24 protein-coding genes and 1 pseudogene are annotated in these 26,761 nt (G+C 71.0%); 10 read left to right on the top strand and 15 right to left on the bottom strand.

What is annotated here, in order from left to right; translation table 11 throughout:
• Positions 1-16: 16 nt before the first annotated feature.
• On the bottom strand, positions 17-1,147 hold the full coding sequence (gene cds1, locus IE107_RS25170; RefSeq protein WP_189546511.1) for an L-cysteine desulfhydrase Cds1: 1,131 nt from the start codon (positions 1,145-1,147) through the stop codon (positions 17-19).
• Between the two features lie 206 nt (positions 1,148-1,353).
• Between cds1 and IE107_RS25165 the strand changes: the two genes are divergently transcribed.
• Positions 1,354-1,671, top strand: coding sequence for a hypothetical protein (locus IE107_RS25165; RefSeq protein WP_072485217.1), 318 nt, complete (start codon positions 1,354-1,356; stop codon positions 1,669-1,671).
• Between the two features lie 187 nt (positions 1,672-1,858).
• Positions 1,859-2,380 carry an ATP-binding protein gene (locus IE107_RS25160; RefSeq protein ID WP_189546509.1) on the top strand — a complete coding sequence of 174 codons (522 nt, stop codon included), beginning with the start codon at positions 1,859-1,861 and terminating at the stop codon, positions 2,378-2,380.
• A gap of 86 nt (positions 2,381-2,466) precedes the next feature.
• Here the strand turns inward: IE107_RS25160 and IE107_RS25155 are convergent.
• From IE107_RS25155 to IE107_RS25140, 4 genes and pseudogenes are all read right to left on the bottom strand, one after another.
• A pseudogene (locus IE107_RS25155) lies at positions 2,467-4,096 on the bottom strand (ABC transporter permease).
• Positions 4,097-4,100: 4 nt separating this feature from the next.
• Positions 4,101-4,889, bottom strand: a complete 789-nt coding sequence (locus tag IE107_RS25150) for an ABC transporter ATP-binding protein (protein WP_189546508.1) — start codon at positions 4,887-4,889, stop codon at positions 4,101-4,103.
• The gene (locus IE107_RS25145; protein ID WP_189546507.1) at positions 4,886-5,176 is read right to left on the bottom strand and encodes an SHOCT domain-containing protein; all 291 of its coding nucleotides are present in this window, start codon (positions 5,174-5,176) and stop codon (positions 4,886-4,888) included. Before IE107_RS25145 ends, IE107_RS25150 begins: the two co-directional genes overlap by 4 nt.
• A 319-nt stretch (positions 5,177-5,495) precedes the next feature.
• Positions 5,496-6,710: an ROK family protein gene (locus IE107_RS25140; protein WP_072485212.1), complete on the bottom strand. Its 1,215-nt coding sequence runs from the start codon at positions 6,708-6,710 to the stop codon at positions 5,496-5,498.
• A 108-nt stretch (positions 6,711-6,818) separates the two neighbouring features.
• On the opposite strand from IE107_RS25140, the gene IE107_RS25135 reads away from it, so the two are divergent.
• Positions 6,819-8,033: an MFS transporter gene (locus tag IE107_RS25135; protein WP_189546506.1), complete on the top strand. Its 1,215-nt coding sequence runs from the start codon at positions 6,819-6,821 to the stop codon at positions 8,031-8,033.
• Positions 8,034-8,109: 76 nt separating this feature from the next.
• On the opposite strand, the gene IE107_RS25130 is transcribed toward IE107_RS25135, so the two are convergent.
• Both IE107_RS25130 and IE107_RS25125 read right to left on the bottom strand, forming a co-directional pair.
• Complete coding sequence (locus IE107_RS25130; RefSeq protein ID WP_189546505.1) at positions 8,110-8,775, bottom strand: response regulator; 666 nt, start codon at positions 8,773-8,775, stop codon at positions 8,110-8,112.
• Entirely contained in the window at positions 8,772-10,031 is a 1,260-nt protein-coding gene (locus IE107_RS25125) for a sensor histidine kinase (protein WP_189546504.1), read from the bottom strand. The genes IE107_RS25130 and IE107_RS25125 overlap by 4 nt, the downstream gene beginning before the upstream one ends.
• Positions 10,032-10,224: 193 nt before the next feature.
• Between IE107_RS25125 and IE107_RS25120 the strand changes: the two genes are divergently transcribed.
• Entirely contained in the window at positions 10,225-10,608 is a 384-nt protein-coding gene (locus tag IE107_RS25120; RefSeq protein WP_189546503.1) for a VOC family protein, read from the top strand.
• Between the two features lie 82 nt (positions 10,609-10,690).
• Here the strand turns inward: IE107_RS25120 and IE107_RS25115 are convergent, their stop codons facing one another.
• The gene (locus tag IE107_RS25115) at positions 10,691-11,440 is read right to left on the bottom strand and encodes a TetR/AcrR family transcriptional regulator (RefSeq protein WP_189546502.1); all 750 of its coding nucleotides are present in this window, start codon (positions 11,438-11,440) and stop codon (positions 10,691-10,693) included.
• Positions 11,441-11,568: 128 nt separating this feature from the next.
• Here IE107_RS25115 and IE107_RS25110 point away from each other — a divergent pair, with 128 nt between their 5' ends.
• Positions 11,569-12,021 (top strand): nitroreductase family deazaflavin-dependent oxidoreductase, encoded by a 453-nt coding sequence (locus IE107_RS25110; protein WP_189546501.1) that lies wholly within the window; start codon positions 11,569-11,571, stop codon positions 12,019-12,021.
• A 152-nt stretch (positions 12,022-12,173) separates the two neighbouring features.
• Here the strand turns inward: IE107_RS25110 and IE107_RS25105 are convergent, their stop codons facing one another.
• Complete coding sequence (locus tag IE107_RS25105) at positions 12,174-13,391, bottom strand: geranylgeranyl reductase family protein (protein ID WP_189546696.1); 1,218 nt, start codon at positions 13,389-13,391, stop codon at positions 12,174-12,176.
• 183 nt (positions 13,392-13,574) lie between these two features.
• Between IE107_RS25105 and IE107_RS25100 the strand changes: the two genes are divergently transcribed.
• Both IE107_RS25100 and IE107_RS25095 read left to right on the top strand, forming a co-directional pair.
• Entirely contained in the window at positions 13,575-14,939 is a 1,365-nt protein-coding gene (locus IE107_RS25100) for a dipeptidase (RefSeq protein ID WP_189546499.1), read from the top strand.
• 320 nt (positions 14,940-15,259) lie between these two features.
• Positions 15,260-15,970: an MBL fold metallo-hydrolase gene (locus IE107_RS25095; RefSeq protein WP_189546497.1), complete on the top strand. Its 711-nt coding sequence runs from the start codon at positions 15,260-15,262 to the stop codon at positions 15,968-15,970.
• Here the strand turns inward: IE107_RS25095 and IE107_RS25090 are convergent.
• Complete coding sequence (locus tag IE107_RS25090; RefSeq protein WP_189546694.1) at positions 15,929-16,966, bottom strand: NUDIX hydrolase; 1,038 nt, start codon at positions 16,964-16,966, stop codon at positions 15,929-15,931. The two genes, IE107_RS25095 and IE107_RS25090, sit on opposite strands and share 42 nt — an antisense overlap.
• Positions 16,967-17,178: 212 nt before the next feature.
• Here IE107_RS25090 and IE107_RS25085 point away from each other — a divergent pair, with 212 nt between their 5' ends.
• Positions 17,179-17,355 carry a DUF8839 family protein gene (locus tag IE107_RS25085; RefSeq protein WP_189546495.1) on the top strand — a complete coding sequence of 59 codons (177 nt, stop codon included), beginning with the start codon at positions 17,179-17,181 and terminating at the stop codon, positions 17,353-17,355.
• 137 nt (positions 17,356-17,492) lie between these two features.
• On the opposite strand, the gene IE107_RS25080 is transcribed toward IE107_RS25085, so the two are convergent.
• The 3 genes from IE107_RS25080 to IE107_RS25070 are packed head-to-tail and all read right to left on the bottom strand — an operon-like array spanning position 17,493 to position 20,654.
• Entirely contained in the window at positions 17,493-18,407 is a 915-nt protein-coding gene (locus tag IE107_RS25080) for a carbohydrate ABC transporter permease (RefSeq protein WP_189546493.1), read from the bottom strand.
• The gene (locus IE107_RS25075; protein WP_189546491.1) at positions 18,404-19,318 is read right to left on the bottom strand and encodes a carbohydrate ABC transporter permease; all 915 of its coding nucleotides are present in this window, start codon (positions 19,316-19,318) and stop codon (positions 18,404-18,406) included. Before IE107_RS25075 ends, IE107_RS25080 begins: the two co-directional genes overlap by 4 nt.
• Before the next feature lie 46 nt (positions 19,319-19,364).
• Positions 19,365-20,654, bottom strand: coding sequence for an ABC transporter substrate-binding protein (locus tag IE107_RS25070; RefSeq protein ID WP_189546692.1), 1,290 nt, complete (start codon positions 20,652-20,654; stop codon positions 19,365-19,367).
• Positions 20,655-20,921: 267 nt separating this feature from the next.
• Here IE107_RS25070 and IE107_RS25065 point away from each other — a divergent pair, with 267 nt between their 5' ends.
• Positions 20,922-22,964, top strand: coding sequence for an NPCBM/NEW2 domain-containing protein (locus tag IE107_RS25065; RefSeq protein ID WP_189546490.1), 2,043 nt, complete (start codon positions 20,922-20,924; stop codon positions 22,962-22,964).
• Between the two features lie 105 nt (positions 22,965-23,069).
• Here IE107_RS25065 and IE107_RS25060 read toward each other — a convergent pair whose 3' ends face one another.
• Positions 23,070-24,026, bottom strand: a complete 957-nt coding sequence (locus IE107_RS25060) for an ROK family protein (protein WP_189546488.1) — start codon at positions 24,024-24,026, stop codon at positions 23,070-23,072.
• A gap of 177 nt (positions 24,027-24,203) precedes the next feature.
• Here IE107_RS25060 and IE107_RS25055 point away from each other — a divergent pair, with 177 nt between their 5' ends.
• Complete coding sequence (locus IE107_RS25055) at positions 24,204-25,232, top strand: LacI family DNA-binding transcriptional regulator (RefSeq protein ID WP_189546486.1); 1,029 nt, start codon at positions 24,204-24,206, stop codon at positions 25,230-25,232.
• 21 nt (positions 25,233-25,253) lie between these two features.
• On the opposite strand, the gene IE107_RS25050 is transcribed toward IE107_RS25055, so the two are convergent.
• Complete coding sequence (locus IE107_RS25050; protein ID WP_189546484.1) at positions 25,254-26,552, bottom strand: DUF6986 family protein; 1,299 nt, start codon at positions 26,550-26,552, stop codon at positions 25,254-25,256.
• Positions 26,553-26,761: the final 209 nt, after the last annotated feature.

Here is a 26,761-nt window from a genome sequence, read left to right as displayed (position 1 = left end):
GTCTGCGCCCCGGTGGTCAGGGCCAGTTGCCGTCGGCCAGGAAGGAGTCGATGGTCTCGGTGTACGGAGCGATGTCCAGGCCCTGTTCGGCGAGCCAGCCGTCGGAGTAGTACTTGTCGAGATAGCGGTCGCCCGGATCGCAGATCAGGGTGACGACGCTGCCCGTGCTGCCCTGCCCGACCATTTCGGCGACCAGTTTGAATGCGCTCCACAGTCCGGTGCCGGTGGAGCCGCCGGCCTTGCGGCCGATGGCCTTCTCCAGGGCGCGCACCGCCGCGATGCTCGCCGCGTCCGGCACCTTCATCATCCGGTCGATGGCCCCGGGCACGAAGCTCGGTTCCATCCGGGGCCTGCCGATGCCCTCGATCCGGGAGCCGCAGTCGCTGGTGGCCAGGGGGTTGTGGTTGGTCCAGCCGTCGAAGAAGCAGGAGTTCTCCGGGTCGGGCACACAGATCCGGGTGTCGAACTGCATGTAGTGCACATAGCGGGCGACGGTCGCCGAGGTGCCGCCGGTTCCGGCGGTGGCGACGATCCACGTCGGCTCCGGGTAGCGTTCCAGCCTCAGCTGCTGGTAGATCGACTCGGCGATGTTGTTGTTGCCGCGCCAGTCGGTGGCCCGCTCGGCGTAGGTGAACTGGTCCATGTAGTGTCCGCCGGTCTCCGCGGCGAGCGTGGCCGACTCCTCGTACATCTTCCGCGAGTCGTCCACGAAGTGACATCGGCCGCCATGGAATTCGATCAGCCGGCACTTCTCGGGGCTGGTGGTGCGGGGCATCACGGCGATGAACGGCACACCGATCAGCTTGGCGAAGTACGCCTCGGAGACGGCCGTCGAACCGCTGGACGCCTCGATCACCGGCTTGCCCGGCCGGATCCAGCCGTTGCAGAGGCCGTAGAGGAAGAGCGAGCGGGCCAGCCGGTGCTTGAGGCTGCCGGTGGGGTGCGTCGACTCGTCCTTGAGATAGAGGTCGATGCCCCATGCCTCGGGGAGCGGGAAGCGCAGCAGATGGGTGTCGGCGGAGCGGTTGGCGTCGGCCTGGACCTTGCGCACCGCCTCCTTCAGCCAGGCCCGGTACCCGGCGTCGGAACGGTCGATGTCGATCGTCGCCGCGGCCCGGCCGCCGGCTCCGTGCTCTTCGGTGCCCATCAGCGCGCTCCTCCTCGTGTCACCGCCACTCTGCACCCCCAACCTATTCCCCCCACCTGCACAAATGTTCACTTTGGTGCTCCATAGCCCTGCCTTGGCGTCGACGGGCCCGGCGACCGGAGCTTCGACCGTGACGCGGCCTGGCGCGTCGGTCCCGGTTTGTGCAGACTTCCCATCAGAAGTGTCACGAAGGGGGCGAAGCAACCATGCCGGAAACGGAGTTCAGTGCGACGGGGGTACGGATCGAGCGGTGGGCCCGCTCGCTCACGAGGGCCGGGCAGGTGATCGTCAAGGACGGCAGGCTGGCCCTGCTGACCAGCAACGGGCGGGAGATCGACAGCGCCCCGGTGGTGACGGTGAGCGCGGGCAGGCCGTGGTTCGCCGGGGCCGGTGCGGCCGTGGCCCGCCTCAACGGGACGCGGTACCGGCTGACGATGGGGCAGCGCAACCGGGGTCCGGACCGGGCCGGCCCGGCCCGTCGCTTCCTGGAGACGCTGCGCAGCGCCGGCGGGCGGATGACCTGACCCGGGTGGCGGCACCGGAAGGGCCGCGAGTTGCGGAACAGTGGCCCCTGGGTGACATTGGACACGTCACTCATGGTTCACCGACGGTGACCCTGTGATCCACGCCGCCGGGGCCGAATCAGCAGTCGGCCGGCTGCTGGATCCGTTCCTTCGTCTTCTTCCGGACCTATTTCGGGGAGTCGCAGCCGTGATCAGCGAGCCAAGCAGGCACTGCACGGTGGAGCTCCAGGCCCTGCCGTCGCGGATCGGACAGGTCCGCAGAATCATCTCGGCGCAGCTGCGCTACTGGCACCTCGATCCTTTGATCGACCCGGCGGCGCTCGGCGTCACAGAACTGCTGACCAACGTCCACCGGCACGCCCGGCCGGACAAGTCATGCACCGTCGAGATCGAGCTGCTGCTCGAACGGCTGACGGTGTCCGTCCATGACCACGACCCACGGCTGCCGATCGTGCGCGAGGCCGGCGCGTCCAGTACGTCCGGGCGCGGGCTCGCACTGATCGCCGCGGTCAGCGAGAGCTGGGGGGTCCGCCCGAGGGGCGGGGCCGGAAAGGTCGTCTGGTTCACCCTTCCGGCGCCTGCGCGGTGCGCTCCGCTCCCGCCCCACCCGGTGTACGGGGCCACCACGGACGGGCCGTTCGAGCTGGGCGCTCTCACATATCTGGAGAGCGGCACACCTTCCGTCGCACGGTCGGCGGTGGTCGGCTGACGTGCCGCGGCCTCCCGGCGGGAGGTCCTGGCACGGCGGCGAGGGACGGGTCGCCGGACGGCGGCCCCGCACCTCTCCGCCGTCCGCTACTCGGCGGCGATCGCGCGGAGAACGTTCAGCCGAGCCGCCCGCCGGGCCGGACGCCGGCCCGCCAGCACTCCGGCGGCGATCCCCACGAGGGCGACCAGCAGGAGCCGCAGCGGCGGGAGGTCGAAGACCACGGCGGTGTCGCCCGCGGACGCCTCGACCAGCACCCGGCCGAGGAGGCCGCCGAGCAGCAGACCGCCCGCCGTGCCGAACGCGGCCACCAGGACGGATTCCCAGCGGACCATCGAGCGCAACTGGCTCCTGGTCTGTCCCACCGCCCGCAACAGGCCCATCTCCCTGGTCCGTTCGTGCAGGGCGAGGGTGAGCGTGTTGGCGATGCCCAGCAGGGCGATCAGTACGGCGAGGGCCAGCAGACCGGCGAGGACCCTCGTCCGGGACGCCCCGGAGTCGTCGACGGCACTCTCGCGCAGGGCCGCGAGCGGAGCGGTGCGCCCGGCCCGGACGGCGGGCAGGACGGCGGAGCCGAGACAGACCAGAACACCCACCGCGAGCGGCAGCAGCAGCGAGACGGCGCCGATCACCAACGAGCCGTCGGGGAAGGGGAATCCGGCGGCGGGGAAGAGCGCCTGGAGTCCGGCGGCGACACCGATGCCTCCGGCCAGGCCCGCGGCGGAGGCGATCACGGCGACCGCGCCCGCCTCCGCGAGCGTCGAGGCGAGGACCTGGTGGCGTGCGGCACCGAGAGCGCGGAGCAGGGCGTTCTCGCGGGTCCGCTGGGCGACCACGATCGCGAAGGTGTTGTGGATGGAGAACGAGCAGCACGATGCCCGAGAACACCAGCAGCAGCGTGGTGAACAGGCCGAGGAAGGCACCGGAGACCATGTCCCGGTTCTCGGCGGCCGCGGCCTGCCCGGTGATGGCCTCGACGCCCTCGGGCAGCACCGGCCGCAGCGCGTCGACGAGTTCGCGCTGGCTGGTGCCGGGGTCGGCCCGGACCTGGATGGCCGATGCCTGACCGGGTTTCGGCGTGAGGTACTTCTCGGCGTCGGCCTGTGTCATGGCCGTGTAGGTGACCTGCCCCATGCCGTCCTGGCCACCGAAGGTGGCCAGACCGACGATTCTGACGTGTACGGGGTCGGGGGTGCGCAGCACGGTCGTGTCGCCGATCCTGAGACCGCCCCGTTCGGCGGTGCCGCGGTTGACGACGACCTCGCCGGGGGCGGCCGGGGCACGGCCTGCGGCGAGCCGGTACGGGTTGAGTTCCGGGTCGCCGATCCAGTTGCCGGCGAGGGTGGGCGGTCCCTGGCCGCCGATGGGTCTGTTGTCGGCGCCGATGAGCTGGCCGGCGCCCTGGATGTCGCGGGCCGCCGCCGCGACGCCGGGCGTCCGCTCGATCCGCTTCAGGAGTGCGGTGCCGACCGGCTGCCGGGTGCCCTGGGTCTCACCGGCGACGGTGACCACGTCGGAGCCGCGTACGACGGCGTCGGTTCCGGCGTTGGCGTCGGCGAACAGGGTGTCGAAGCTCGCGCGCAGGGTGTCGCCCATGACGAGCGTTCCGGTGAGGAACGCGACGCCGAGCAGGACGGCGACGAACGTACCGGCGAAGCGGCGCTTGTGGGTGCGGAGCGAGGCGATGCTCAGGCGTACGGAGGCGCTGGTGCCGTTCATGCCGTCACCGCCCGCCCGAGGTGTGCGGGGCGAGGGACTTGAAGCGGTCGAGCACGCGCTCCGCCGTGGGGTCGGGCATCCGGTCCACGAGTCGGCCGTCGGCGAGGAAGACGACCTCGTCCGCGTGGGCGGCGGCGACCGGGTCGTGCGTGACCATCACGACGGTACGGGCGGTCTGCCGGACGGTGCGGCCGAGCAGCCGGAGCACTTCCTGGCCGGAGCGGGAGTCGAGGTTGCCGGTCGGTTCGTCGGCGAAGACGACATCGGGGCTGCCCGCGAAGGCCCGTGCCACCGCCACCCGCTGCTGCTGCCCGCCGGAGAGTTCGCCGGGCCGGTGACGCAGCCGGTCCCGCAGCCCGACGGTGTCGACGAGGGCGTCGAGCCACTCCTGGTCGGGCCGCTCCCCCGCGAGGTCGAGCGGAAGGGTGATGTTCTCGGCGACGGTGAGCGTCGGCAGGAGGTTGAAGGACTGGAAGACAAAGCCGATCCGCCGTCGGCGCAGCAGGGTGAGCCTGCGGTCGTCGAGCGCGCTGATGTCGGTGCCGCCGATGAAGGCGGAGCCCGAGGTGAGCGTGTCGAGACCGGCGGCGCAGTGCATCAGGGTGGATTTGCCGGATCCGGAGGGGCCCATGATGGCTGTGAACCGTCCGGCCGGGAAGTCGACGCTCACCCTGTCCAGGGCCCTGACCCGGGTGTCGCCCGTGCCGTAGAGCTTCACGGCGTCGACGACCCGGGCGGCGGGCGCGGGAGCGGACGTGGGAGCGGGTCCGGGAGTCGGGACGGTGGTGGTCATGCGGCGCCTCCCCTGCTGCCGCGGCCGAACTGTTCGTCCAGGACGGAGAGTCGGCGCCAGTACTCGTCCTCGTCGATCTCCCCGGCCGCGAAGCGCCGCCCGAGCAGGGCGATCGGTGACGGCTCGGCGGGAGCCTCCTGGGTGGTGCGGGCCTGCCAGGGGCCTCGTCGGCCGCGCCCGGCGGTACGGCGCAGCAGGGTGACGCCGCCGAGGACGACGACCGCCCAGAAGAGTGGGAAGAGGAGGATCCAGGGCCCGGGTCCACCGCTGTGCACCAGGGTGTTCACCTCGGTCAGCTCCCTCGGTTCGGGTTGGCGTTCAGGTTTTCCTGACGCTTCCGAGCCTCGCCCGGGGAGGGGGTCCGGGTCGTTGTACGGCCAGCGGCCGTGCGTGTACCTCCTCGGGAGTACGCGGCGTTTTCGCGGCTGCTCCCGGCGGGGACCGGGGCGAGGGCTCCCCGGTGAACCAGTGCGCGCCCTTGTGTCCGGGGGGCGGCCCCGGAGGCATGGCGAGGAAGCCCCGGAGCGGGGCGGCTCGGCGAGGGACGGCAGTGGCGGGGGCTCCGGCGCCGGGGGCCCGAGGGGCGTGGAACGGCCGGATCCTCCGTCAGGCCAACGCGGCCAGCGGATCGTCCAGCACCGGCTGCCAGGCCAGCTCCGCCGCGCCCACCAAGCTGTTGTGGTCGAGCGTGCACGGCAGGATCGGCACGCTGCCGCTCCGTCCCCACAGGCTGCGGTCGGCGACCACCGCACGCAGCCGCTCCGGGTCCGCGTCGAGCAGGGCGCGGTGCAGTCCGCCGAGGATGATGCGGTCCGGGTTGAGGATGTTGACCAGTCCGGCGAGCCCGAGGCCGAGCCGGTCGATCAGCTCCTCGGCCGCGCCGCGCACCGCCGCGTCCTCGTACTCCGTGCGCAGCAGATCGCCGGCCTGCTTGAGCAGCGATTCCTCCGGACCGGGTTCGCGACGGGCGGCGACGAGGAAGGCGAGCGGGTCGGTCTCGACGTCCAGGCAGCCGCGCCCGCCGCAGTGGCAGGGTCGCCCCTCGGGGTTCACCGTGAGATGACCCACCTCCAGCGCGAGGCCCGAACTCCCGGTGTGCAGACGGCCGTCGAGGACCAGGGCGCCGCCCACGCCCCGGTGGCCGGTGGCCACACAGAGCAGATGCTGGGCGCCGCGGCCCGCGCCGTGCCGGTGTTCGGCGAGCGCGGCGAGGTTGACGTCGTTCCCGGTGAACGCCGGTCCGGGGATGCCCGCTTCACGTACGCAGTCGGCGAAGATCTCGCTCACCGGGGCGCCGGCCGGCCAGGCGATGTGCAGCGGGTTGAGCGCGGTGCCCTCCGGTTCGGCGACCGCCGACGGCACCGCGAGCCCCGCACCGACGCAGCGCAGTCCGCTGTCCCGCAGCAACCGGGCGCAGTCGTCGACCACTTCACCGATGACCTGCGCCGGGTCGGCCGTGACGGTGACACAGCCGGGAGCGGTGGCCACCAGCCGTCCGCCCAGCCCGACGAGCGCGGCACGGAATCCGTCGGCGTGCACCTGAGCGGCGATGGCGACCGGTCCGGACTCGCGGACCGACAGCCGGTGCGAGGGGCGGCCCTGCGAGCCGGCGGCGGAGCCCGGCCGGGAATCGACCCGGATCAGACCGAGCGCCTCCAGTTCCGCGGCGACCGCTCCGGCCGTCGCCCGGGTGACGCCGAGCTCGGAGGTGAGTACGGCGCGGGTGGGCGCGCGTCCGGTGTGGACCAGTTCCAGCGCGGGTCCGAGCGCGCTGCGGCCCCTCTCCAACTTTGTCCGGGTGGTGGACACCTTGCCGTTCATGGGGGCGAGTCTCCCATGGTCCGGAGGTACGCCCGACGCCCCGGTGGCGCGGATGCACCCCTGCCGACCGTCTTGCGTCCATTGTCGCTGCGCCCCTATGCTGAGTTTGTGCCGCAACTAAACAAACTGCGGACGGCTTTGCCGGGGGGACCGGGCGGAAACACCGCCGCACCTCCGTCGGCCCGCCTCCGTACCGCCCTGACCGTGTTCTTCGCCCTCGACGGTTTCCTCTTCGCCGGCTGGGTGGTCCGTATCCCGGCCATCAAGCACCAGACCGGTGCCTCCGCCGCCACGCTGGGCCTCGCCCTGCTCGGGGTCTCCGCCGGGGCGGTGGTGACCATGATGTTCACCGGCCGGCTGTGCCGGCGCTTCGGCAGCCACCCGGTGACCGTGGCCTGCGGCGCACTGCTCTCCCTCGCCATCGCCCTGCCGGCGCATACGCGTTCGGCGCTCGCGCTCGGCCTGGTCCTGCTGGTTTTCGGCGCCGCGTACGGCGGGATGAACGTGGCGATGAACAGCGCCGCGGTCGACCTGGTCGCCGCGCTGAGGCGCCCGGTGATGCCCGGCTTCCACGCGGCCTTCAGCCTCGGCGGGATGGTCGGCGCCGGACTCGGCGGCCTCGTCGCGGGCGGCCTCTCCCCCGCCACCCACCTCTTCGTCCTGACCGGGGTCGGACTCCTGGTCACCGCGGCGGTGGGGCCGGTGCTGCTGCGCCACCCGGCGCCCCGGTCCGTGGTCGCGGCCGGCGACTCCGGAACGCCAGGACGGCTGGACAAAAGGGCCCGCCGGCTGGTGGCCCTGTTCGGTGTGATCGCGCTCTGCACCGCCTACGGAGAAGGCGCGCTGGCCGACTGGGGCGCGCTCCATCTGGAACAGGACCTGCACGCCCGTCCCGGCGTCGCGGCGGCCGGCTACTCCTTGTTCGCACTGACCATGACGGCGGGCCGGCTCAGCGGCACGGCACTGCTCGAACGGCTCGGCCAGACCCGCACCCTCGTCGTGGGCGGCGCGACGGCCACCGCCGGAATGCTGCTCGGCTCACTCGCCCCCACCACATGGGCGGCGCTCCTCGGCTTCGCCGTCACCGGTCTCGGCCTGGCCAATATCTTCCCGGTCGCGGTCGGCCGGGCCGGCGAACTGGCCGGCCCCGGCGGGGTGGCCGCCGCGTCGACGCTGGGCTACGGTGGCATGCTGCTCGGGCCACCCGCGATCGGCTTCCTGACCGACTGGTTCTCGCTCCCGACGGCCCTCACCACGGTGGCACTGCTGGCCACCGCCGCCGCAGTGCTGGGGTACGGAGCCCGCAACGCGACCCACGCGTGAGCGGCGGAACCCCCGGGAAGAGCTCCACCGGCGCAGTCGAAGCCATGGAGAGCGGACGGGGCGGGATGCGCCGGGGTCAGCCGAGCCAGCCCGGTCGCACCAACCCCGACTCGTAGGCGAATACGACGAGTTGGGCCCGGTCGCGAGCGCCCAGCTTCACCATGGCGCGGCTGACATGGGTCTTGGCGGTGAGAGGGCTGACGACCAGCCGCCGGGCGATCTCGTCGTTGGAGAGCCCCATACCGACGAGCGCCATCACCTCCCGCTCCCGTTCGGTGAGTTCGCTCAGGCCCGTCGCCGCAGCGGGCTCCTTGGAACGGGCCGCGAACTCGGCGATCAGGCGACGGGTGACCCCGGGCGAGAGCAGAGCGTCGCCGCCCACCACCGCGCGTACGGCACGCAGCAGTTCGTCCGGTTCGGTGTCCTTGACGAGAAAGCCGGAAGCCCCGGACCGGATCGCCTCGAAGACGTACTCGTCGAGCTCGAAGGTGGTGAGCATGACCACCTTGACGCTGTTCAGCCGGGCGTCCTCCGTGATGGCACGCGTGGCGGCGAGGCCGTCGAGATGCGGCATCCGGATGTCCATCAGCACGATGTCGGGCCGCAGTTCGCCCACCATCCGCACGGCTTCTGCGCCGTCGGCGGCCTCCCCCGCCACCTCGATGTCGCACTGGGCGTCCAGCAGGGCCCGGAAGCCCGCCCGGACCAGCGACTGGTCGTCGGCGAGCAGGACGCGGATCACGGTGTCTCCTCCATCTGTTCCGGCATGCCGGACGAACCGGACGGCAGCGGAAGCTCGGCCCGTACCCGGAAGCCGCCGTCGGTCCGGGGGCCCGCCTCGATCGTGCCACCGAGCGCGGCGGCCCGCTCCCGCATTCCCGCCAGCCCGTTGCCGCTGCCTCCGGCATCCCCGCCGGTGGCGGGTCCTTCGTCGTCGATACGGAGCCGGATGCGGCCGGGCGCGTAGACGATCCGGACCCGCGCGGTACGCGAACCGGAGTGCCGGACCACGTTCGTCAGCGCCTCCTGCACGATACGGAAGGCGGCGAGGTCGGCGCCGGGCGGAACCGACGGCCGCTCGCCGTCGGTCTCGACGGTGACGGTCAGCCCGGTGCGCGCCGCCTGCTCGACGAGCTCGGGCAGGCGGTCGAGTCCGGGCGCCGGGGCCCTGGGGGCGTCGCCGGGGGTACGCAGGGTGTCCAGGACCTGACGCACCTCGCCCAGCGCCTCCTTGCTGGCTGCCTTGATGGTGGTGAGCGCCGCACGCGCCTGCTCGGGGTCGGTGTCCAGCAACGCGAGACCCACGCTCGACTGGACGTTGATGACGGAGATGCTGTGGGCCAGGACGTCATGGAGTTCACGCGCCATCCGCAGCCGTTCCTCATCGGCCCGGCGCTGCGCCGCGGCCTCCCGCTCCGCCCGCCGGTCCGCCCACTGCTCACGGCGTACGCGTACGAACTCGGCGGCGGCGAGGATGGCCACCACCCAGGCGGCGATGCCCAGTTCCTGTCCCCAGCGGGCGGCGTGGTCGCCGGACGGCGGCAGCCACCGGTAGAGCCAGTGCGCCACCAGGACATGTCCCAGCCAGACCATACCGACGGCCGACCAGGCGGCCCTCCGGTGTCCGGAGACGACGGCACTGAAGCAGCCGACGGCGACGGCCAGGAACACCGGTCCGTACGGATAGCCCGCCACCAGATAGATCATCGCCGCGACCGAGCTGCCGAAAGCGGCCACCACGGGGTGCCGGTGGCGCAGCAGGAGCACGGCTACGGCCAGGAGGAGCAGCAGCCGCGCGAAGAGGTCCAGCGGGGCCCGCTCGTCCATCTGCCCCCGGGCCGCGATGGTCGACCCGATCATGACGACGGCACCGAGCAGGACCGTCGACGGCCAGGGCAGCCGGGAGGCGGAGCGCCCCGGCTGCCCGGTCAGCCACCGCGGCGGCTCGCCGTGTGCCCAGGGAGGACCGCCGCTTCCGTGTGAGCGCTGCTCTTCCATGCCGGCCACGCTAGACCGCGGGCCCCGGCGCAGGCGTCAGCCGGGCGTGGTGATCACCCGTACTCCGTGGGGAGTACGTCGTACGGGGCCGCCGGGGGCGCACCGCAAGTGCTGCCGTGCGGCTGAGCCGTGTGCGCGAACGATGAGCGCAACTCGATGGCGTCCGGAGCGGAAGTCAGGAAGGCTGACGCACATGTTTTCGGTAGTGCAGAACGTGGCGATCGACTGTGCGGATGCCTACGAGCTGGCCCGGTTCTGGAGCACGGTGACCGGCCGTCCACTGCATCCGGAGGACAGACCGGGTGCTCGGGAGACTCAGGTGCTGCCGGCGGAGGGCCCGGTGCTGTATTTCAACCAGGTGCCCGAGCCCAAGAAGACCAAGAACCGGATCCATCTGTGTCTGCGCCCCGAGACCTCGCGTGACCAGGAGGTGGAACGGCTGCTGGGCATCGGTGCCACCTTTGTCACCGATCACCGGAATCCCGATGGCTCCGGCTGGGTAGTTCTTGCCGACCCGGAAGGCAACGAGTTCTGCGTTCTTCGCAGCGAATCCGACCGGGCCACGATGGATTCCTGAAGCTCACGCGCTGTCCCGTTCGTTTCGCATGACAGCCGGTCACCACCACGTCCAGGGCGATCAGGCACTTCGCGTCACGCCCCTAGCCGTGACTGCCGGGCCCCTTGCCGCCCTTGTCGCCCTTGCTGCCATTCCTCGCGCCGAGCAGGCCGACCGAGCGGGCCAGTTCGGTGACGGCTTCCCGGAAGAAGATCTCCCTGGCCTCCACCACCCGGTTGAACTGTCCGAAGATCTCGAAGGAGATCAGCCCGAACAGCTGCGACCAGGCGGCGATCAGCGGGGCGACGGCTTCCGGCGGCAGGCCGGTGGCGAGCTCGGAGGCCATCCGCTCGGCCTCGGCGCGCAGATCTCCGGCGAGCGGCGGCAGGGCCAGGCCGTCCATGCGACAGGCGTCCGTGACCACGGCGATCAGGGCGAAGCCGACGCGCGAGGCGGGGCCGATCGTCGCCTGCGGTGCGGTGTAGCCGGGCACGGGCGAGCCGTAGAGCAGGGCGTACTCATGGGGATGGGCCAGCGCCCAGTCGCGCACCGCACAGGTGACGGCGACCCAGCGGGAGAGGTGGGTGGCGGCATCGGCGCAGGCGGTCCGGTGGGCAGCCTCCGCGGCCTCACCGACGGAGTCGTACGCGTCGACGATCAGGGCGGTGAGCAGCTCGTCCCGGCTGGGGAAATAGCGGTAGAGGGCGGATGAGGCCATACCGAGCTCTCGTGCGACGGCGCGCAGCGACAGCTTGGCGGCACCCTCGGCCGCGAGCTGCTTCTTCGCCTCGTCCTTGATCGCGGCGGTGACCTCGCTGCGGGCCCGTTCTCTGGCTCCTCGGACAGTGCTCATGGTCCTCAGTCTGCCATGCAGAAAGAGCACCGACCAACATCGAGAGCAGTGCTCTTGCTTTTGAGCACCTATCCCGTGCACACTGATCTCAAGCGAGAGCACCGCTCTCAAAACACCGAAAGGTCACCATGTCTCAGCCGTACTACCTCCAGGGCAGCGCCTTCAACGTCCGGATGAACGGCATCGTCGGCCGGCTCGCCCGCCACGGAATCAGTCTCTTCGGTTCGGCCGAGCTCTCCGTGCGCGGCCGCAAGAGCGGGCAGATGCAGCGCGTCCCCGTGAACCCCCACACCCACGAGGGCGGGCAGTACCTCGTCTCCGCCCGGGGCCACTCCCAGTGGGTGCGCAACATGCGCGTCGCCGGCGGCGGGGAACTGCGGGTGGGCCGGAGGACCCGCGTATTCACGGCCGTGGAGATCGCGGACGACGAGCAGAAGGCACTGATCATCCGCACCTATCTGGAGCGGTGGGGCTGGGAGGTCAAGGACTACTTCCAGGGCATCACCGCGAAGTCCTCGGACGCCGAACTGCTGGCGGCCTGTCCGGACCACCCCGTCTTCCGGATCACCGTGGAGGGCTGACCGTGCTCCCGGCCCCTCCCCGGCACCGGGAGCCGGGCGATACCCGCCCGGCGGCCCTACGGGGGCCTCCGCATCGAGCGGCCCCGGACCGTGCCCAAGAAGCCCCGCCCGGCTCGCCCCGCAGGCGTACGACGGGACCTCGCGGGCACGTCCTAGCGGCGGTCCATCGCGGACAGGGCCCGCTGCGCCATCGGGTGCGTCCGGACCAGCTCGCCGAGCGAGGTCGTTCCGCGAGTGATTCCGGCGAAGGCGTTCCAGGCGGGGCGGAATCCGGTCAGCACCGCGTGCAGCACCCCCGGACGGCGCTCGAACAGCTTCAGCATGCGCCGTCCGACGCCCATTTCGACACCGAGGCCCGCCTTGATGGCGAACGCGTAGTTCAGCGCCTGGCGCCGGGCGTCCACCGCGTCGTGCGACTCCGCGATCCGGACCGCCCACTCCCCGGCGAGCCGCCCCGACCGCAGCGCGAAGGAGATCCCCTCGCGGGTCCACGGCTCCAGCAGCCCCGCCGCGTCGCCGCACACCAGCACCCGCCCGCGTGACAGCGGAGAGTCGTCGCTGCGGCAGCGTGTCAGGTGCCCGGAGGAGATCTTCGGCTCGAAGCCTGCCAAGCCGAGCCGGGCGATGAAGTCCTCCAGATACCGCTTGGTACCCGCCCCGTCGCCTCGTGCCGAGATCACACCGACGGTCAGGACATCGCCCTTGGGGAAGACCCAGCCGTAACTGCCGGGCATGGGGCCCCAGTCGATCAGCACCCGCCCCGCCCAGTCCTCGGCGACCGTCGCCGGAACCGGGATCTCCGCCTCCAGGCCGAGGTCCACCTGATCGAGCTTCACCCCGACATGGGCCCCTATCCGCCCCGCGCTCCCGTCGGCACCGACGACCGCACGGGCCAGGACCGTCTCGCCGCCGGACAGCACCACGGCGACCGTGCGCCGGTCGGGCACCGAGGCCCCGTGCTGCTCGACCCTGGTCACCGTCGCGCCGGTGCGCAGTTCGGCGCCCGCCTTCTGCGCCTCCTCGACCAGACCCGCGTCGAACTCGGGACGGTTGATGAGGCCGAAGAGCATCCGCTTGGAGCGGCGGGTGCGTGCCAGCCTGCCGTTGAGCGAGAAGGTGACCGCGTGGATCCGGTCCCGCAGCGGAAGTTCGAACCCGGGCGGCAGCGAATCGCGCGAAAACCCGATGATGCCGCCGCCACATGTCTTGTACCGGGGAAGCTCCGCCTTCTCGAGGAGCAGCACCCGTCGGCCGGCGACTGCCGCCGCGTATGCCGCGGAGGCTCCGGCCGGTCCGCCGCCGACTACGACGACATCCCACACGGACGACTCTTCGTGCTCCTGTACGGCGTCTGCGTTCTCGCTGCTCACGATGTGCTTCTGCTCCCGATCCCACCAGTGGCCCATGCTGCTCACGGCATCCTACGGCTCGTCGCTCCCGGCCCCCGCTGTGGGAGGATCGACCGTACGTTCGCCCTGCATGCGACGCCGCGCACTCGGTGCCCATGCAGATGGATTCGTACACATAACGTCGCACCCACGAGGAGCGTGCCCATGACCGCCCGTCCGATTTCCGAGACCATTGCCTCGCTGATGCCCCGCGCCAAGACGGAGCTGGCCGAGCTGGTGGCCTTCCAGTCGGTGGCGGATCCCGCGCAGTTCCCGAAGAGCGAGTGCGAGGCGGCCGCCGACTGGGTCGCCGACGCGCTGCGCGCCGAGGACTTCCAGGACGTCGCCCTTCTCGACACCCCCGACGGCACCCGGTCGGTCTACGGCTTCCTGCCCGGCCCGGCCGGCGCGCCGACCGTACTGCTCTACGCGCACTACGACGTGCAGCCGCCGCTCGACGAGTCCGCCTGGCTGTCCCCTCCGTTCGAGCTGACGGAACGCGACGGCCGCTGGTACGGGCGCGGCTCGGCCGACTGCAAGGGCGGCTTCATCATGCACCTCCTCGCCATGCGCGCCCTCAAGGCCGACGGCGGCGTCCCGGTCTCCGTGAAGGTGATCGCCGAGGGATCCGAGGAGCAGGGCACCGGCGGTCTGGAGCGGTACGCGGAGGCGCACCCCGAGCTGCTGGCGGCCGACACCATCGTCATCGGCGACACCGGCAACTTCCGGGTCGGTCTGCCGACGGTCACCGCGACGCTGCGCGGCATGACGATGCTGCGGGTCACGATCGACACCCTCGAAGGAAACCTGCACTCCGGGCAGTTCGGCGGCGCCGCCCCGGACGCGCTGGCCGCGATGATCCAGCTGCTGGCCTCGCTGCGCGCCGAGGACGGCACCACGACCGTCGACGGGCTCGCCACCGACGCCGAGTGGGACGGACTGCAGTACCCGGAGGCCGAGTTCCGCAAGGACGCGAAGGTCCTCGACGGGGTCGGGCTGATCGGCACGGGCACGGTCGCCGACCGCATCTGGGCCCGGCCCGCCGTCACGGTCATCGGCATCGACTGCCCGCCGGTGATCGGTGCGACGCCGTCGCTCCAGGCGAGCGCGCGGGCCCAGATCAGCCTGCGGGTCCCGCCGGGCCAGGACGCCGCCGAGGCGACCGCGCTGCTGACCGCGCACCTCGAGGCGCACGCCCCGTGGGGGGCCAGGGTGACGGTGGAACAGGTCGGCCAGGGCCAGCCGTTCCGCGCGGACACCTCCAGCCCTGCGTACACGTCGATGGCGCGGGCGATGGAGGTCGCGTACCCGGGCGAGAAGATGCAGACGTCCGGCATGGGCGGCTCGATCCCGCTCTGCAACACCCTCGCCGCCCTCTACCCCGAGGCGGAGATCCTGCTGATCGGCCTGAGCGAGCCGGAGGCACAGATCCACGCGGTGAACGAGAGCGTCTCACCCCAGGAGCTGGAGCGGCTTTCGCTCGCGGAGGCCCTGTTCCTGCGCAACTACGCGGAGTCCAAGCGCGCCTGACTCCACGTCACTGATCCGGCGACCGGGCCCGGACCACCCGCCGCGGGTCGGTCCGGGCCCGGTTTCGACACCACCACGGTCGCCTACGGCTACGGGCGTGCCGTGAACCGTCAGGAGCCGGTGAGCGGTGACGTCCTGCTCGTGGTACGGAGAGCGAAAGCAGTCCATGGCGGAACATCCCTCGGCGCTGAGTCCGGTTCGTGTCCGGCCCCGCGAGCGCCGGGATGTCCGCGCGGGAACACCGCCGCTACGCGTTCAGCGAAGCTCGCCCAGAGCGTAGACCGGCGGCTGCAGGCGGACCGTCCGCGTACGTTCATGGCATGGATACCGTAGAAGTGCTCCCCCGGCTGCACATGTTCCGCTTCCCCATCGGCCAGGCGTACCTCTGGCGCGACGGCGCCGACCTGACTCTGATCGACGCGGGTGACATCAACGCGGCGTCCGCGATCGAGGACGGGGTGCGCAGCCTCGGCCTGGACCCGGGTCATATCTCCCGGATCGTCGTCACCCACGGGCACTGCGACCACTACGGCGCCGCACAGGAGCTCGCCGACCGGCACGGCGCCGAGATCCTGGCCCATCGGCTGGACGCCGCAGTGATCCGGGGTGAGGAGGAGATCGCCGATCCCCTCCTGCTCGACTGGGAGCTCCCGCTGTGGGAGCACGCACGGACCGTGCCCCCGGCCCCGCCGACCCGGGTCGACCGCGAGCTGTCCGACGGCGACGAGCTCGGGTTCGGCCAGGGGGCCCGGGTGGTCCATTCCCCGGGCCACACCCCCGGCTCCATCGGGATTCATCTGCCGCACCACGGTGTGCTGTTCACCGGGGACTGCGTGGCCAGGGCCGACCGCGTGATGCTCGGCGTGTTCAACATCGACCGGGAGCAGGCCGTGGCCTCCTTCCGGCGGCTGGCGGCGCTGGAGCCGGCCACGGTCTGCTTCGGGCACGGCGATCCGCTCACCACCGACGCCGCCGCCGCGATGCTCGCCTCAGCCGACCGGGACTCCGGCCTCCAGATTGAGCACGGCTGACCGCTCGCGGGCGCGGAGCGCCCAGCGCAGCCGTTCGTACCGGGTCGGGGGCAGCAGGGTGGCCGCTTCCGCCTCGGTGACGAACCGCCAGCCGCGCAGTTCGGATCCGGGCAGCAGCAGCCGCTGGGCGTCCGCGCCGGTCAGCAGGCCGCCGTCGAAGAGCAGCCGCAGGCCCCCGTAGCCGGGCGGCCTGGGCGCTTCCCAGTCGACGACGAGGAGTTTCGGCACCCGATCGAGATGGATGCCTATCTCCTCGGCCACCTCGCGGATCCCGGCCTGGGCCGGTGCCTCGCCGGACTCGACCACTCCGCCGGGGAATTCCCAGCCGGGCTTGTACGTCGGGTCGACGAGCAGCACCCGGTCGTACTCGTCGAAGAGCAGTACGCCGGAGGCCACGGTCTCCGCGGTCGGCTCGGGTGTCTGCACGATCTCGCACGGGGTGGCGGCGCCGCTGCTGACCGCCTCGGCGATGCGCTCGGCCGTTCCGTACGGGGTGAGCGCGCCGGTGTCGATGACATGGGCGTCCCGGCCGAGCCAGCCGAGCGCCGCCCGGTAGGGCTCGATGTGCTGGTAGGACCACTGCCGGACCCGTTCGCTGCGCTCCGGGTCGTCGGGGTACTCCACACGGTCGGCGATCCGCTTACGCAGGATCGTTTCCTCAGGTGAGAGCAGGACATGACGCACCGCGATGCGCCGGGAGGCCAGTCCTCCGAAGATCTCGTCGCGGTATTCCTGTCGCAGCAGAGTCATCGGCACCACCAGCACACCGGACACCTCGGCGAGCAGGGCCGCCGCGGTGTCCACGACCAGTCGCCGCCAGATCGGCAGGTCCTGGAAGTCCGTCACTTCGGCGAGTCTCTTCTGGGGCAGCAACTGCCGCAGCTCCCCGCCGATGAGTTCGGGGTCGTAGAAGGTGCTGTTCGGGATCAGATCGATCAGTTCACGCGCGGCGCTCGTCTTGCCCGCGCCGAACGCACCGTTGATCCAGACGACGATCACGGTTCCCCCTCTTCCGTAGCCCCCTGTGGCTTGCCCGCAACACCCTGCCGCGAAAACCCGGCTGTGGCGATGCTTGTTTCCCGGACGGGCCCCTCGGACGCCCACGGCAGGCGCCCATTCGCATGCGTCCGGCCGTGCGCAGGGCCGTGCCGAGGAGGCGGAATGGTCGTTGGAGCGGTCGTGCCGGACCGACGACCAGGGGGTGCGCAGTGCGTCGCACAGTGCTTGAGCGGTTTCCCGCAGGAGGGCCACGGGGCAGTTGGCCTGCGGAGGAGTTCGCGGCCGCCCGCCGCTGCGAGGGCGTAGCGGCCGAGGTGGTGATGGATCTGGAGCAGGACGCGTTCCTGGTGGTCGTTCCCCAGCAGTCGCCGGACCGGGGCCACTGAGGCCGGGCCCCGGTCCGCGACCGGGCCCCGCTCGGCCGGACGGACCGGGCACAGCCCCGGAAGAGTCATGCCTTCTCCCCTCTTCCCTCGCTGTTCCGTCACCAGTGGAGCAGGTGGATCCGCCCGGACGGCGGCTCCTACCCCTTGCCGGCGCCCAGGGTGAGGCCGGCGATGAAGTGGCGCTGGAGCAGCAGGAAGACCACGATCGTGGGCAGGGCGACGATCACCGAGCCCGCGGCGAGCAGGTTGTAGTCGGTGAAGAACTGGCCCCTGAGATTGTTCAGCGCCGAGGTGATGGGGAGCTTGTCGCCGTCGGAGACGAAGACCAGCGCCCACAGGAAGTCGTTGTACATCCAGGTGAACTGGAGCGTGCCGAGCGCCGCCAGGGCCGGGCGGCACAGCGGCAGCGTGATCCGCCAGTACTGGGTCCACACGCCCGCGCCGTCGACGACGGCGGCCTCAAGGATCTCCTGCGGCAGGGTGCGCATGAAGTTGGCCAGGACGAAGACGCAGAAGCCGATCTGGAATCCGATCTGGACGGCGACGACGGCCCAGTACGAGTCGAACATCGTCATGGAGTCGGACATCCAGTAGGGCAGCGGGATGCGGTTGAACACCACGTACAGGGGCGTCACGATCACCTGCTGCGGCAGCAGGTTCCCCGCGGTGAAGAGCATCAGCAGGACGAGCCCGCCGCGCATCCGCAGACGTGCCACCGCGAAGGCCACGAACGAGGCGAGGAAGAGGGTGACGAGCACCCCGGGGATCGCGATGATCATGGTGTTGACGAAGTACTTCATCATTCCGGAGTCGGTGAACGCCTGCCGGTAGTAGTCCAGCGAAAGATGCCGGGGCAGCGAGAAGTAGCCGTGCTCCGAGGTCTCGTCGTACGGTCGCAGCGAGGCGTACACCGCGAGCAGGAGCGGGGCGAGGAAGGCGAGGGAGACCGCCGTCAGGAAGGCGTGGACACCGATCCGGCCGGCGCGGTTCCGGCGCCGGGCCGTGGGAACCGGTGGTGCGGTGGGGCGGGCGGGAGCGGCTCGGACGGTCAACGGTTCTTCTCCCCTCGGATCTCCTGGACCAGATACGTCACGACGAATCCCAGGGAGACGAGCAGCATGACCACGGCGATGGCGGAGCCGAAGCCGATCCGGCTGGCCTCACCGATGATGTTGTCGGTGACGAGCACCGAGAGCAGTTCGAGTCCGTTGCGGCCGTGGTTGACGGCGTACACGATGTCGAACGCGCGCAGGGACTCGATGACGGTGATGACGCCGACGATGACATTGACCGGCCGCAGGGTGGGCAGGACGATGCGGAAGAAGGTCTGGGCCTCGCCCGCCCCGTCGATCGCCGCGGCCTCCTTGAGCGAGGGGTCGACGGCCTTCAGTCCGGCGAGGTAGAGGATCATCACATAGCCGGTGTGCCGCCAGGCCGCGGCGAGCAGGACCATCCAGATGTTGAGGTCCGGGTCGCCGAGCCAGTCCGTCGGCGAACCCGTGTCCCCGATCACCGCGTTGAGTGCGCCCTGGTCGCGGGAGAAGACCAGCTGGGCGATGAATCCGACCACGGCGAGCGACAGCACGACGGGCATGTACAGCGTCGACTGGTAGAAGCGGCTGAAGCGCACCCCCCGGTCGATGAGCACCGCCAGCAGCAGTCCGAACGGGGCCGCGACCAGGCCGAGGAAGGCGAGCCAGAGCAGATTGTGCCGGGCCGCGGGCCAGAACTGCGGGTAGTTGGTGAAGAGGTTCTCGTAGTTCTGCGTTCCGACCCACTTGATGTCACCGACGCCGTCCCAGCCGGTGAAGGAAAGCATCACCGAGGCGAGGGTCGGTCCCCAGACGATGGCGGCGTCGAGCAGGACGGGTATGCCGAGCAGCACACCGAGTACGGCGAGGTCGCGGCCGGTGAACCGCCGCGCGGCCCGCCGTCCGGTGCGCCGGGCCGGGATCAACGACACGGTCGGTACTCCAGATTCGGTCGGATGCCATCGGGGTCGTCCGGGTTCAGCCGGCGGCGAAAATGGTCTTCTTCTGCCGTTCGATGTCGTTGACCAGTCCGTCCACGTCGTTCGGGTCGCTGATGAACTTCTGGATCGCCGGGATCATGACCGTGGAGGAGAAGTCCGGCCTGGTGTCCCGGTCCAGGAACTGGGAGATCTGCTTCGCGCCGGAGACCAGCTCCACGGCCTTCTTCTGGAGCGGTGAGTACGCGGAGATGTCCGCCTGGTCGCTGACCGCGATGTTGTTCGGGTCGCTCTTCAGATAGATGTCCTCGGCCTTGCCGGTGGCGAGCCACTTGAGCAGGTCCTTGGCGCTCTCCAGGGTCTTCTTGTTCTTGAGGTTCTTCGACTTCTTCGCCAGCAGGAACCCGTCGATGGGCGCCTCGACCGCGTCCTGCCCGTGCTCCGGGGCGATGACGGGGAAGGGGAAGAAGTCGATGTCGTCCTGTTCGTCCTTGGGGAACTGTGCGCCGGGGTGCGGCAGTCCGAAGACGGCCATGCCGGCCTCCTTCTTCTGGAGGCTGTTGGCGGCCTCCTGCCAGGTACGGCCGTTGGCACCCTGCTGGCAGTACGGCAGGAGCCGGCGCCAGGTGTCGAAGACCTCCCGGACCCGCTTGTCGGTCCAGGCGACCTCGCCCGCCATCAGGCTCTTGTGGAATGCGTAGCCGTTGGTCCGCATGTCGAGGTAGTCGAAGGTGCCCATCGCGGGCCAGCCGTCCTTGTCGCAGAACGCGATCGGGTCCAGCTTGTCCTTCTTCATCTGCCGGGCGAGCGCCACGTACTCGTCGAGTGTCTTCGGTGCCTGATATCCGCGGTCGGCGAAGAGGCTCCTGCGGTGGAAGACCGCCCACGGATAGTAGTAGTACGGCGTGAGGTACTGCTTGCCGTCCGCCCCGGTGGACTGGGCCTTCAGCGCGGGCGAGAAGCCTTTGTATTCCTGCCAGTTGTCGCTGATGTCGTGCAGCAGTCCTTTCTCGGCGAAGAACTGCATCCGGTTGCCCGCGAACCACATGAAGACATCATCCGGCTTGCCCTGGAGATACCGGCTGATGTTCTCCTGAAAGGTGTTGTGGTCGACGGTGTTGACCTTCACCTTCCGCCCGTCCGACTGCGCCTCGTACGCGGCGAAGGCGTCGGCGAACGCCTTCTTCGGAACGGGGTCGGAGGAATTCGAGCCCAGGGTGATGGTACTTCCGTCACCACCGGGGCCTCCCCCGCAGGCGGTGAGCAACGCGGGCAGCGTCACGGCTCCCGCACCAACGGCCGCACCACGCAGCAGACTTCGCCGGGACATCCGATGTCCCGCGACACTTCCCGGCACACCCGACCTGCCGTAATCAGACTGCGTCATGCCCAGCTCCTCCGGAGATGCAACCCAACACAACCGAACGTGCGATGGGATCTCACTCTCAAGTGATCGTGCAGTCAAGGGTTTTGACGAGATACAGGACAACCGGAGCCGCCCCTCTACCAACAGACTTCAACAAGCCCTAACGTAATCGCACGCATTGGCGTGCACATGCCGTCATCCGATCATGCACGAGTATGGAGGAACGTAACGATGCGTCATCTTCCAACCCGTACAACCCGAACCGGCCGTCGCGGAGTCATCGGAGCGCTGATGGCCGGGCTGCTGTGTGCCGCGGGCACGACCGTTCCGGCCGTCGCCGACTCGCCCGCTCCCGCACCCGATCACGCCGCGGCTCCACAGTCCGGAAACGGTCTTGCGCTCACCCCTCCGATGGGGTTCAACAATTGGAACTCGACGCACTGCCGTGCCGAGTTCGACGAGTCGATGGTCAAGGGCATCGCCGACATCTTTGTCGAGAAGGGCCTCAAGGAAGCGGGCTACGAGTACGTCAATCTCGACGACTGCTGGGCGAAGCCGCAGCGCAACGCGGAAGGCAAGCTGGAGGCCGATCCGCAACGCTTCCCGAACGGGATCAAGGAAGTCGCGGACTATGTCCATTCCAAGGGCCTGAAAATCGGCATCTACACCAGCGCCGGCACCAAGACCTGCGACAGCGCGGGACTCCCGGGCGCGCTGGGCCACGAGTACAGCGACGCACAGCAGTTCGCCGACTGGGGCATCGACTACCTGAAGTACGACAACTGCAACAACCTGGGCGTCGACGCGAAGCAGCGCTATACGACAATGCGGGACGCATTGGCCGCGACCGGCCGCCCCATCGTCTACAGCATCTGTGAATGGGGCGAGAACAAGCCGTGGGAGTGGGCCGGTGGACTCGGCAACCTCTGGCGCACGACCGGCGACATCAACGACAGCTGGGGCAGCATGCTGTCGATCATGAAGCAGAACCTGCCCCTTGCGGCCGCCGCCGGCCCGGGGCACTGGAACGACCCCGACATGCTGGAGGTCGGCAACGGCGGCATGACGGACACGGAGTACCGCACGCACTTCTCCATGTGGTCCGTGATGGCGGCACCGCTGCTCATCGGCTCCGATCTGCGCAAGGCGAGCGCGGAGACCTTCGAGATCCTCTCCAACCACGAGGTCATCGCCGTCGACCAGGACCCGCTGGGCAAGCAGGGCACCGTGCTCTCCTCCGCCGGCGGACGCTGGGTGGTCGCCAAGGAGATGCAGGACGGCAGCCGCGCCGTCGCCCTCTTCAACGAGACCGGCAGCGCACAGCGCATCGCGACGACGGCCGAGGCGGTGGGGCTGCCGAAGGCCGACGGATACACGATGCGCGACCTGTGGGAGCACCGGTCGTACAACACGGCGGGCACCCTGGCGGCGACCGTCCCGGCGCACGGCACGGTTCTGCTTCGGGTCGCCGCGGACGGCAAGTGGGCCGCGCACCCGCCCGCCGTGGAACTCGGCCTGGAATCGAGCCCGTTGGTGGAGGCCGGGCGCACCGCCACGCTGACCACGACGGTCACCGGCCTGGGCCGTACCCCCGCGAAGTCGCTCTCGGCGCTGCTCACCGGCCCCGCGGGCTGGCAGCTGAAGGCGGTGTCGCCGACCGGTTCACCGACCCTGCCGACCGGCCGTTCCCTGACCACCCGCTGGCAGGTGACCGCCCCCGCCGGCACCCCCACCGGTGCGTACGACCTGACACTCGACGCCCGGTACCGCTCACCGGACGGCGCACGGGTACGGTCCACTGTCCCGTTCCGGACCCATGTGGTGGCCGCGCCACCGGCGGGCACCGGCTACCTCGGCGATCTGCCGCAGCTCTCCGCCACCAACGGCTGGGGCCCCGTCGAGCGGGACACCAGCAACGGTGAGAGCCGTGCGGGCGACGGGAAGCCGCTGACGATCGGCGGCACGGTCTTCGCCAAGGGCCTCGGCGTGCACGCCGACAGCGCCGTCGAGTTCTACACCGGCCGGACGTGCACCACCGTGACGGCGCAGGTGGGGGTCGACGGCGAGAGCGGCGCCAAGGGGACGGTCGCCTTCGAGGTCTGGGCCGACGGCAGGAAGGCGGCGTCGACCGGTGTGCTGACCAACGCGATGCCCGCCCAGCCGCTCACCGCGGACGTGAGCGGGGCGCAGGTGGTACGTCTGGTGGTCACGGACGGCGGGGACGGCATCGATTCCGACCACGCGGACTGGGCGGACCTGCGGATCACCTGCTGACGGACGAGGGATCGCGTGGGCGGCGAAGCCACGCGTCCGGCCGCCGGGCGGACTCCGGGACATCTCCCCCGGAGCCCGCCCGGCGCTTCTCGCGTACCGCGCCGGTCAGCCCCGGACGGCCACTGCGCCGCCCGGACCGACCCGCGCCGCCGCGGCGGCCGCGCCCACCAGTCCGGCGTCGGTACCCATCACCGCCGGGGCCACCTCGATCTGCCGGATGAAGGAGAGCGTGGCGTACCGCTGCAGGGCCCTGCGCAACGGTGCGAAGAGGATGTCGCCCGCACCGGCCACGCCCCCGCCGATCACCGCGATGTCGATCTCGACGAGGGCGGCGGTGGCGGCGATCCCCGCGGCCAGGGCCTGAGCGGCACGCTCGAACGAGGCGAGGGCGACCGGGTCCCCCGCCCGCGCGGCGGCGGCCACGGCGGCGGCCGAGGCATCGCCGTCCGGTCCGGGCCGCCAGCCGGCCTCCAGCGCCCGGCGGGCGATGTTCGGTCCGCTGGCGATGCGCTCGACACAGCCGCGCGAGCCACAGGGGCACGGGGCGCCGTCCAGATCCACGCTGACATGACCGATGTGCCCGGCGTTGCCCGTGGGGCCCGGGTGCAGCTCGCCGCCGAGGACGAGGCCGCCGCCGACACCGGTCGACACGACCATGCAGAGCGCGTTGTCGTAGCCCCGGGCGGCGCCCAGCCAGTGCTCGGCGGCCGTCATCGCGACCCCGTCGCCGACCAGCTCGACGGGCAGTCCGCCGACTGCCTTGCCGACCCGTTCCACCAGTGGGAAGTCCCGCCAGCCGGGGACGTTGACCGGGCTGACCGTACCGGCCGAGGCGTCGACCGGGCCCGCGCTGCCGATACCGACCGCCGTCGCCCGCCCCCACAGCGGGGAGCCGGACAGCTCGGCGAGGACCTCCGCCACGGCACCCATGACCGTCTCGGCGCCTTCGCGGGCGGGCGTCGGCCGCTGCGCCCGTACGAGAAGAGCGCCGTCGCCGTCCACCAGCGCGGCGGCGATCTTGGTGCCGCCGACGTCCAGCGCGGCGACGAGGTCGGTATGCATCGGTGTGGCTCCGTGAGTAGGGGGCGGGGACCTGCGGCTTCAGGAAACAGTCTGCTCAGTCTCCATTCAGCTGACAACGTTGTCCAGGGCCTATGCTCGACGGCACAGCCCCGGTCGGCTCCGCGGCACCGCCCATGGACCGCCGGACCGCCCGCCCCGAGGACAGGACAGCGCACCGTGGCCGAGACCGCCCGTCACTCCGAGACCCGTTACGGCAACCGGCCGACCATGAAGGACGTCGCGGCCCGCGCCGGAGTGGGCCTCAAGACGGTCTCCCGCGTGGTCAACAGCGAGCCGGGCGTCACGCCCGATACCGAACGCCGGGTCCAGGAGGCCATCGAGGCGCTCGGCTTCCGGCGCAACGACAGCGCGCGCGTCCTGCGCAAGGGCCGCACCGCCTCGATCGGCCTGGTCCTGGAGGATCTCGCCGACCCGTTCTACGGACCGCTGAGCCGGGCGGTGGAGGAGGTCGCACGGGCCCATGGCGCCCTGCTGATCAACGGGTCGAGCGCCGAGGACCCGGAGCGCGAGCAGGAGCTCGTACTCGCCCTGTGCGCGCGGCGGGTGGACGGGCTCATCGTGATTCCCGCCGGTGACGACCACCGCTATCTGGAGCCGGAGATCAAGGCGGGCGTCGCCACCGTCTTCGTGGACCGCCCGGCGGGCCGCATCGATGCCGACATGGTCCTCTCCGACAGCTTCGGCGGCGCCCGCGAGGGCGTCGCGCATCTGATCGCGCACGGCCACCGCCGGATCGGTTTCATCGGCGACCAGCCGCGCATCCACACCGCCACCGAGCGGCTGCGCGGCTACCACGCGGCGATGGCGGACGCGGGCATGCGGGTCGAGGACTCCTGGGTGTCCCTCGCCTCGACCGACCCCGACCGGGTCCGGGCCGCCACGGAGCAGATGCTCGCCGGCCCCGAGCCCGTCACCGCCGTCTTCGCCGGCAACAACCGGGTGACGGTGACAGTGGTCCGCGTCCTCGCCGAGCAGGAACGTCGCATCGCACTGGTCGGTTTCGACGACATCGAACTGGCCGATCTGCTCGGCATCACCGTCATCTCCCAGGACGCCGCCGCCGTCGGCCGCACCGCCGCCGAGCACCTCTTCCGCCGTCTGGACGGCGCCGACCACGCCCCCGCCCGGGTGGAACTCCCCACCACGCTCATCGCGCGCGGCTCGGGCGAGCTGCCGCCTGCCTGAGCCGCGCGGTGCCGCGAGGCCCTACGGTGCGGTCACCGTGAGACCGGCCCGCCGCGGCGACGTGAACCCGTCCAGCTCCGCGCGCGTCAGGCCCGTCAGCCGGGCGACCTCGGCGGTGTCCAGGGCACCGCAGTCGATGCCGCGCAGGAGGTAACCGCTGAGCGCCTTGGCGGTGGCGGGTTCGTCCATGACGTCGCCGTCGGCCTCGGCGACGTACGCGGCGAGCCGCGCGGCGGCCTGCTCCAGGCCCTCGCGGTAGAAGGTGTACACGGCCGCGTACCGGGTCGGCAGGTGGCCCGGGTGCATGTCCCAGCCCTGGTAGTAGGCGCGGGCAAGGGCGCGGCGGGTGAGGCCGTAGTGGAGTCGCCAGGCCTCGTGGACCTGCGGGGTGGGCCCGACCGGGAGCACGTTGGTGGAGCCGTCCGACACCCGTACCCCGGTGCCCGCGGCGGCGACCTGCATGACGGCCTTGGCGTGGTCGGCGGCCGGGTGGTCGCCGGCCTGGTAGGCGGCGCTCACACCGACACAGGCGCTGTAGTCGAAGGTGCCGTAGTGCAGGCCGGTGACACGGCCCTGCGCCGCGTCGATCATGCGAGCGACGGCGGCGGTGCCGTCGGCGGCGAGGATGGACTGGCTCGTCTCGATCTGGATCTCGAAGCCGAGCCGCCCGGCAGGCAGCCCGTGTGCCTGCTCGAACGCTTCGAGCAGGCGGACGAAGGCGGTGACCTGCTCGGGGTAGGTCACCTTGGGGAGCGTGAGGACCAGGCCGTCGGGCAGGCCGCCGGCCTGCATCAGGCCGGTGAGGAAGATGTCCGTGGTGCGGATCCCGCGGTCGCGTACGGCGGCCTCCATGCACTTCATCCGGATGCCCATGTACGGGGCCGCCGTGCCGTTCCCGTACGCCTCCGAGACCAGCCGGGCGGCGCGGGCGGCGGCCTCGTCCTCCTCGGCGTCGGGGCGGGGCCCGTAGCCGTCCTCGAAGTCGATGCGGAGGTCCTCGACCGGCTCGCGCTCCAGCTTGGCGCGCACCCGGTCGTGGACAGGCGCGGCGAGCTCGTCCGGGATACCGAGGACGGCGGCGAACGAGGCCGCGTCGGGGGCGTGCTCGTGGAGGATCCTGAGGGCCTGGCCGCCCCAGGAACGGATGGTGTCCGCGGTGAACGTGTCGCCCGGGACGTAGACCGTGTGGACCGGCTGGCGCGTACCCGGGTCGCCCGGGTAGCGGCGTGCCAGCTCGGCGTCGACCGCGGTGAGGGAAGCGCTGATCTCCTCGCTGACCGCACCTGCGAGGCTCGTGGCCACCTTCTCCTGCTGACCCATTTCCACACCCTCCACAGTCACACTGTTTCCGCGTCCTGGAATCAACAATCCGTATAGTGAAGCTATAAGGCTGTCGGACCCGCGTCAACGTTCGTGGGAATGGGTGCGGGGCCGTGTGGTGCGTGTGCGCCACACGGCCCCGGGCCGTCGGTATGGGTGACGGGTCGGCCCGTGGGCCGGCCGGTCAGCCCTTGCGGGCGTTGACCTCT

It is taken from the genome of Streptomyces gelaticus (assembly GCF_014649535.1).
In the GTDB taxonomy this organism is placed as follows: Bacteria; Actinomycetota; Actinomycetes; order Streptomycetales; family Streptomycetaceae; genus Streptomyces; species Streptomyces gelaticus.
Note: the sequence above shows the minus strand (reverse complement) of the source record. Positions and strands in the feature narration are given on the sequence as shown.

Coding starts and splice junctions, on each gene's coding strand:
- IE107_RS25100 (WP_189546499.1), top strand. CDS start 13,575: ATGACCGCCCGTCCGATTTCCGAGACCATTGCCTCGCTGATGCCCCGC.
- IE107_RS25060 (WP_189546488.1), bottom strand. CDS start 24,026: ATGCATACCGACCTCGTCGCCGCGCTGGACGTCGGCGGCACCAAGATC.
- IE107_RS25095 (WP_189546497.1), top strand. CDS start 15,260: ATGGATACCGTAGAAGTGCTCCCCCGGCTGCACATGTTCCGCTTCCCC.
- IE107_RS25150 (WP_189546508.1), bottom strand. CDS start 4,889: ATGACCACCACCGTCCCGACTCCCGGACCCGCTCCCACGTCCGCTCCC.
- cds1 (WP_189546511.1), bottom strand. CDS start 1,147: ATGGGCACCGAAGAGCACGGAGCCGGCGGCCGGGCCGCGGCGACGATC.
- IE107_RS25110 (WP_189546501.1), top strand. CDS start 11,569: ATGTCTCAGCCGTACTACCTCCAGGGCAGCGCCTTCAACGTCCGGATG.
- IE107_RS25115 (WP_189546502.1), bottom strand. CDS start 11,440: ATGAGCACTGTCCGAGGAGCCAGAGAACGGGCCCGCAGCGAGGTCACC.
- IE107_RS25050 (WP_189546484.1), bottom strand. CDS start 26,552: ATGGGTCAGCAGGAGAAGGTGGCCACGAGCCTCGCAGGTGCGGTCAGC.
- IE107_RS25065 (WP_189546490.1), top strand. CDS start 20,922: ATGCGTCATCTTCCAACCCGTACAACCCGAACCGGCCGTCGCGGAGTC.
- IE107_RS25125 (WP_189546504.1), bottom strand. CDS start 10,031: ATGGAAGAGCAGCGCTCACACGGAAGCGGCGGTCCTCCCTGGGCACAC.
- IE107_RS25120 (WP_189546503.1), top strand. CDS start 10,225: ATGTTTTCGGTAGTGCAGAACGTGGCGATCGACTGTGCGGATGCCTAC.
- IE107_RS25140 (WP_072485212.1), bottom strand. CDS start 6,710: ATGAACGGCAAGGTGTCCACCACCCGGACAAAGTTGGAGAGGGGCCGC.
- IE107_RS25070 (WP_189546692.1), bottom strand. CDS start 20,654: ATGTCCCGGCGAAGTCTGCTGCGTGGTGCGGCCGTTGGTGCGGGAGCC.
- IE107_RS25165 (WP_072485217.1), top strand. CDS start 1,354: ATGCCGGAAACGGAGTTCAGTGCGACGGGGGTACGGATCGAGCGGTGG.